Genomic DNA, 3,854 nt, shown 5'->3' on the forward strand with positions numbered 1-3,854 from the left:
ACCGCATTCAAAACCGGCGTTGCCCCTTCGCGCATCCTTCCATACATCATGACGGTGAGTGGCGCATCAGAGCCCACCAACATCAGCGTGGTGTTGAAATTTTCAAATGACATCAAGAACGAAATCGCCGCTGCCCCAACTAATGCAGGTTGCAAATAAGGCAAGGTGATGGTGAAAAAAACTGCGGCACGGGAGGCGCCCAGGTTGTAAGCCGCTTCTTCCAGCGTGATGTCAAAGCGTTTGAGGCGCGCCGAAATGGTGAGCGTGGCAATCGAGACGATGTACGAGAACTGTCCCAGCACCACCAGCGGCAAACCGGGGCGCAAAAACTCCAGTTCCAGCCCATACAAGTCATCGGCCAGATTGGCTATGCGGCTGGCAAACGCCAGGATGGAGATGCCCAGAATGACACCGGGAATCACCAGCGGCGCCAGCATCAACATGGACAGCGCCTGTTTGCCGCGAAACTGCATGCGCTCAATCAGAAAGGCGTTGGCCGTGCCAACCACCACCGCCAGCACCGTCACCCAGCACGCCACCACGACACTGGTCCACAGACTGCCGAGCATCGCCTTGTCGGAAAACAGGCCGCGCCGACCGCCTGTTAATCCATCGCCCAAAAACCAGTCCAGCGTGAAGCCGCGCCAGGGCGGTGCCGGGTAGGGCGCATCGTTAAAAGCAAAGGCCGCCACGATCACCAGCGGCAAAAACAAAAACGCAAAAAACAACACGGCGTAGGTGGCGGTGCTGGCGCGTAACCAGGCCGGGCGGGGCAGCGAGGGGATCATGAGCGGCGCATCACTTCGCCAAACCTTTGACCGCTCAAGCGCAGGCCCAACCAGACGATGGCCGTTGAAAGGCCGAGCAGCAAAAAGCCAAACGCAGCGCCTTGCTCCCAGTTAAAGCGGGTGATGAACTGGGTGTAAATCTGTTCGGTAAACCACTGCGAATTTTTACCACCCAGGAGCGTCGGCGTCAGGTAGTTGCCCAGCGTGAGCATAAACACCACGATGCAGCCCGCCACAATGCCGGGCGCGGCGTGCGGAATCACAATCTGGCGCAAGATCGACCAGCCGTTGCCGCCGAGGTCGTAGGCAGCTTCGATCAGCGAGTCGTCCAGACTTTCCAGCGCCCCGATCAGCGGCACCACCATGAACAACATGGAGGTGTAGACCAGCCCGACCAAAATAGTGGCGTCGTGGTAAAGCAAATCGACCGGCACCGGCGTCAGGCCCAGCGACACGAGCAACTGCGGCAGCACGCCAGACTCGCGCAGCAAAATCATCCAGCCCAGCGTGCGCACCGTTTCACTGACCCAGAACGGGATCAGGCACAAAATAAACAGAATGGATTTTTTGCGGCCCCGCGCTACTTTGGCAATCATCCAGGCAATGGGGAAGGCCATCACAAGCGTGAGGGCGGTGGCCAGAATCGACATCAGCGCCGTGCGCACAAAGGTGTGCCAGTACAGTGGTTCTTCAATAAAAGTGCGGTACTGCGCCAGGCTGGCCTCGTAAACGCGCGGGGCCACGCGGGCGCGCAGCGACAAAATACCCAGCTCGATATGCGGCAACACAATCAGCCCCACCAGCCACAGCAGGGCCGGTGCCAGCAGCAGCATGAGCATCAGCCGCGCTTGCAGCCGATGGTTGTGATCGGATTCAAGTTGCAAAACACACCGCCCGTTGCGGATCGAACCCAAAGCTGACGGTCTCGCCCACGCTCAGGTCGGACAGGTGGCCGGTTTGCGGCAGGGCAATGCGGAACTCGGAGCGCGAGTTTTCTTCGTGCAAGAGCACCGCCGAGTTGGCGCCGTCAAACAGCAGGCTGTCGATTTGGGCGCGGTAGTGGGGCAGACCAGCGTCGATAAAAGCCGCAGCGCTACGCGACAGGCTGGCGACTTCGGGGCGGATAAAAGCCTCGACTGCATCCCCGGCGCGCACCGGGCCCATGGCGCGGGCCGACAGCACCAGACCCTGCTCGCTGGTCAGGGTCACGAGGTCGCCATTAACCTGGCTGGCCCGGCCTTTGAAGCCATTGTTGGCGCCGACAAAGCCCGCCACAAATGACGTTTGCGGTTGGTAGTAAAGCTGCTGCGGCGTGCCCACTTGCTCAAACCGGCCCTGGTTCATTACCGCCACATGGTCCGACAGCACCAGCGCTTCGGACTGGTCGTGCGTGATGTAGACAAAGGTGGTGCCAAAGGCGGCCTGCAACTGCTTGAGCTCGATCTTCATGTGCTCGCGCAGCTTCAGGTCGAGCGCGCCCAGCGGTTCGTCCAGTAACAGCAGCGTGGGCTCCAGCACCAGACTGCGTGCGATGGCCACGCGCTGTTTTTGGCCGCCAGAGAGTTGATCCACCCGCTTGTCCTGCGCCCCGGGCAGGCTGACGCGTTCCAGCATGTCGCCAACGCGGCGTTTGATGTCGTCACGCGCCACACCGCGCCGTGCCAAGCCGTAGCCGACGTTTTCGCCCACCGACATCATGGGGAACAGCGCCAGGTGCTGAAAAACCATGTTGACCGGGCGCTTATTGGGCGGCACACCATGCATGGGCTTGCCGCCAATGCGGATGTCGCCCGTGTCGGGGCTCAAAAAGCCCGCAATCATGCGCAAGAGCGTAGTTTTGCCGCAGCCCGAGGGGCCGAGGATGGAGAAAAAACTCCCCCTTGCCACGCTGAAAGACAAATCGTCCACCGCGGTAAATCCGCCGTAGCGCTTGCCCACGCGCACGGCTTCCAGGTCAGCAGGGGTCGTAGTCAACTCGAAAAGTTTCAGTATCGGTTTAGTTGGCGGCTTTGATGCGGTCGAGCACGCGGCCTTCGATGTCTTCAATGCCAGCGGGCACGGCCGGGTACCACTTCACATTTTTCAGTGCCGACTCAGGGAAGCTGGCGGCAAATTGGGCCTTGAGTTTGGCGTCCATCAACTGGTCAGCGCCTTTGGAGCCGGTGAAGTTGCCTGCAGAGGCCGCCACTTTGGCCGCAATCTCGGGGCGCATGTTGAAGTTGATCCAGGCGTAGGCAGCCGCGTCGTTCTTGCCTTTGGCGGGAATGGCAAAGGTGTCAATCCAGCCGAGCGCGCCTGATTTGGGGGCGATGAATTGAATCTCGGGTTTTTCGCCGTTGAGTTTCCAGCCACCGGTGTCCCACATCATCGCGCCCACGATTTCGCCGGTGCGCATGCCGTTGAGCAATTGGTCCTTGTTGTCCCAGTAAAACTTCAGGTTGCCCTTGCAGGCGATCATGGCTTTGCCTACTTCGTCCATCAAGGCGCCGTAGGCCTTGGGGTTGTTGTACAGCGCAAACGGGTCTTTGCCCGAGGCAAAAGCAAACGCCAGCAAGGTGGGGCGCTTCAGGCGCACGGCAGTTTTGCCTTTGACGTCCGCACGGCACAGGTCCGGGTAATCGGTCATTTTGGTCAGCTTGGTGTTGACCACCAGACCATCGGTGCCCCAGATGTGCGGCAGACCGTAGACCTTGCCCGCCAGCGTGGTGTTTTTCTTGGTGGCTTCGAGCATGCTGGGGATGAACAACTCGGCCTTGAGTTTGCTCAGGTCCATCGGTTTGTAAATGCCAAACTCTTGCTGTGGTCCGGTGATACGGTCTTGCGAAGGTTGCGCCAAATCGAACCCGGCACCGCCGGTAGCGCGCAGCTTGGAGATCATTTCTTCGTTGTTGGAGAGCGTGAGTTCAACCTTGTAGCCGCTCTCTTTTTCAAACTGCGCTACTACATCGGCGGGCGCGTAGTCGGCCCAGGTCAACAGGCGCAAGCTTTTTTCCTGTGCAAAGGCAGAACCAGCAACGCCGAGGGCGAGAACGCCAGCGGCAACAAGAGTCAATTGAGATTTCATGC

4 protein-coding genes are annotated in these 3,854 nt (G+C 59.7%); all 4 read right to left on the reverse strand.

The genetic code is table 11. The annotated features are described in order from the left end of the window. On the reverse strand, positions 1–788 hold a 788-nt coding region (locus WCG50_RS18030), incomplete at its 3' end, for an ABC transporter permease subunit (RefSeq protein WP_336900978.1). Then, positions 785–1,627: an ABC transporter permease gene (locus WCG50_RS18035; protein ID WP_336900981.1), complete on the reverse strand. Its 843-nt coding sequence runs from the start codon at positions 1,625–1,627 to the stop codon at positions 785–787. The genes WCG50_RS18030 and WCG50_RS18035, both read right to left, overlap by 4 nt. 34 nt (positions 1,628–1,661) lie before the next feature. Continuing rightward, positions 1,662–2,762, reverse strand: coding sequence for an ABC transporter ATP-binding protein (locus WCG50_RS18040; RefSeq protein ID WP_336900979.1), 1,101 nt, complete (start codon positions 2,760–2,762; stop codon positions 1,662–1,664). Between the two features lie 22 nt (positions 2,763–2,784). Then, positions 2,785–3,852 (reverse strand): extracellular solute-binding protein, encoded by a 1,068-nt coding sequence (locus WCG50_RS18045; protein ID WP_336900980.1) that lies wholly within the window; start codon positions 3,850–3,852, stop codon positions 2,785–2,787. Positions 3,853–3,854: the final 2 nt, after the last annotated feature.

This window comes from Rhodoferax sp. (genome assembly GCF_037143375.1).
Taxonomy (GTDB): domain Bacteria; phylum Pseudomonadota; class Gammaproteobacteria; order Burkholderiales; family Burkholderiaceae_C; genus Rhodoferax.